The sequence below is a fragment of the Lactobacillus nasalidis genome (assembly GCF_016587775.1).
Lineage (GTDB): Bacteria > Bacillota > Bacilli > Lactobacillales > Lactobacillaceae > Lactobacillus > Lactobacillus nasalidis.
This window is the reverse complement of record NZ_BOCG01000681.1, coordinates 1-2,621: the sequence shown is the minus strand read 5'-3', so window position 1 is coordinate 2,621 and position 2,621 is coordinate 1. Positions and strand designations below refer to the sequence as shown.

Genomic DNA, 2,621 nt, shown 5'->3' with positions numbered 1-2,621 from the left:
TTCTAACTGTTTTCTTCCAGGTATTCGTCAATTGCCGCCAGCAGCTGCTGGCCGGCCTGTTCGACCGTCACGTTCTTGATCTGGGTCGCCGCGTTGGACAAGTGACCGCCCCCGCCCAGCTTCTCCATGATCACCTGAACGTTGATGTGGCCCATCGACCGGGCAGAGATGCCGACGCTGTCGCTGCTTCTTCTGGTGATGGCAAAAGAGGCCGAGACCCCTTCCAAGTCCAGCGCCGTATCGGCAGCCTGGGCCGTCAGGATCGGGTCGATCACCTTGTTTTCCGGCCCCTGCATGATCGCCATCTGCGGCCGCAGCATCTGCAGGCTGGCCACCAGGTGGGTTCTGACCAGGAAGCTGGAAATGTCTTCCTTCAAAAGCTCACTGACCAGCGACGAGTTGGCCCCGATCGACCGCAGGTAGCTGGCCGCGTCGAAGGTTCTGGTCCCCGTTCTGAGGGAGAACTCCTTGGAGTCGACCGTGATCCCGGCCAGCATGGCCGTGGCTTCCAGGTTGGTCAACACCCGGTTGTCCTCAGCCGGCTGCTGGTACTCGACCATTTCCGTGACCAGCTCGCTGGCCGAGGAAGCGTAAGGCTCGACATAAGTCAGCATCGGGTTCTCCGGGAATTCCTCCCCCCGCCGGTGGTGGTCGATTACCACGATCCGGTTCTTCAAGCGGTCGTAGAGCTTCTGGTCGTAAGTGATGGAATACTTGGAGTGGTCCACCATGACCAAAAGCGAGTTGTCCGTCACGACCGCGTTGGCCTCGTCCGGACTGATGAACAGGTCCAGCTGCGGGTCAGCCGCCTGCATCTTCTTGACCAAGCGGTCAACGTCATAGTTGCAGTGGGCCGTGTCCAGCAAAAAGTGGGCCTTGACCCCATGCAGGCGGGCGATCTTGACCACCCCGATCCCGCTGCCAACAGAGTCCATATCGGGCCGCTGGTGCCCTTGAACGAAGACCTGGTCCACGTCCTTGAAAAGCTCGCCCAGGGCCTGAGAAACCATTCTGGCCCGGACCCGGGTCCGCTTTTCCATTGGGTTGGACTTGCCGCCGTAAAAGCGGGCGACCTGGCCCAGTTCCCTGAGGACCACCTGGTCCCCGCCCCGGCCCAGGGCCAGGTCAAGGTTGGCCTGGGCCTGGTTGGCGATCTTCCGCAAAGACTCGCCCCCGTAAGCAATCCCGACCGACAAAGTCAGCGGGGTGTTGTTCCGGCTGGTCTCCAGGCGGATCTTGTCCAAGACGGAAAACTTGTCCTCTTCCATCTTTTCCAGATCCTGCAGGTGGGTCAGCAGCAGGAAGTGGTCCTCGTCAATGCGCTTCAGGTAGGCCTTGAACTTCTTGGCATAGTCGTTCAGGGTCGTCTGCAGGTAGGTGCTGGTCCGGGCCAGTTCCTGGTCATGCATCCGCTCGCTGAGCTCATCGTAGTTGTCGATGAAGATCTGGCCGATGGCCAGGCGCTCGGCCCGGTACTTGTCGGCCAGGTCCGCGTAGCGGGTGATGTCCAGCAGGTAGATGACCCCGATGCTGTCCTGGACCACCATTTCAAATTGATGGTCCCCCCACTTGACCACCCGGCTTTCCGAAGTCTGCGATTCCAGTGCCTCGCCGACCAGTTTGCCCAGCTTCCGGTCAACCGCGGTGATCGTCTTGCCGATGGCGTCCTGGTCGCCCAGGTACAGCTGCAGGTAGGGATTGACCCACTGCACGTGCTGGGACTCATCGTAAAGCAGAATGCCCAGCGGCATCTTGATCATGGCCTCCTGCTCTCCCCGCTTGATGCGGTAGGAGAGGTTGGCGGCATAGTTGTTGGTGTTTTTCGCGAGAATGTAAACGCCGAAAACGACCCAAAAGACATCCACGATCAAGACCAGCAGAAGGGCCACCCCGAAGATCCGGTTGATGAAAAAGGCAACAACCGTGCTCAGCAGCGTCAAAAAGCCGATGCTGCAGAAGGCAATGATTAATCTGGAATCTCGGACGAATTCTGGCAATTCAAGTTTGTGTAAAAAGTTTTTCATAAAATTCTTCCACGTTTCAAAGCAGATTAAACTATTTCCATTATAACCTATTGCTGCCTGTGGCAAAACAGAAAAGAAAAAGAGACCGGGAGGAGTCCAGCTCCTTCGGTCTCTTTATTTGCTTATTGATCCTGCTGCTTAGTCTTCAGCTACGAATGGCAGGAGGCCCATAATCCGGGCTCTCTTGATAGCGTTGGCAACCTTGCGTTGGTTCTTAGCGCTAGTACCAGTGACACGACGTGGCAAGATTTTACCTCTCTCTGAGATAAAACGTTTCAACAGATCAACATCCTTGTAGTCTACGTAGTCGATGTGGTTGGCTGCGATGAAGTCAACCTTGCGGCGACGACGACCACCTCTTCTTTGTTGAGGCATGTCTTCAGATCCTTTCTTGTGTAATTTTAAAATGGAAGATCGTCATTTGAGACGTTGATTGATCCGTCAGAGCCGTCGAACGGGTTGGTGTTCGCGTCTCCGCCGGAAAAGTCGTCTTTCTTGTTATCTTCATTGAATCCGGCATTAGCAGGCCCGTTTGACTGGGCTGGGTTGCCGAAGGCGTTGTTGGCGTAGCCGCTGCCGCCGCCAAATCCGGAGTTG

2 protein-coding genes and 1 pseudogene are annotated in these 2,621 nt (G+C 56.6%); all 3 read right to left on the bottom strand.

Features of this window, described 5'->3' with window-relative positions:
• Positions 1-2: 2 nt before the first annotated feature.
• Complete coding sequence (locus tag lacNas_RS12990; RefSeq protein WP_201336000.1) at positions 3-2,024, bottom strand: DHH family phosphoesterase; 2,022 nt, start codon at positions 2,022-2,024, stop codon at positions 3-5.
• Between the two features lie 138 nt (positions 2,025-2,162).
• Complete coding sequence (gene rpsR, locus lacNas_RS12985) at positions 2,163-2,399, bottom strand: 30S ribosomal protein S18 (RefSeq protein ID WP_003612635.1); 237 nt, start codon at positions 2,397-2,399, stop codon at positions 2,163-2,165.
• 26 nt (positions 2,400-2,425) lie between these two features.
• Positions 2,426-2,621, bottom strand: a pseudogene (locus tag lacNas_RS12980) (single-stranded DNA-binding protein); the annotation flags it as partial.

What these genes read in the sequence shown, in the direction of transcription:
- lacNas_RS12990 (WP_201336000.1), bottom strand. Translation starts at nt 2,024, where the DNA reads ATGAAAAACTTTTTACACAAACTTGAATTGCCAGAATTCGTCCGAGAT.
- rpsR (WP_003612635.1), bottom strand. Translation starts at nt 2,399, where the DNA reads ATGCCTCAACAAAGAAGAGGTGGTCGTCGTCGCCGCAAGGTTGACTTC.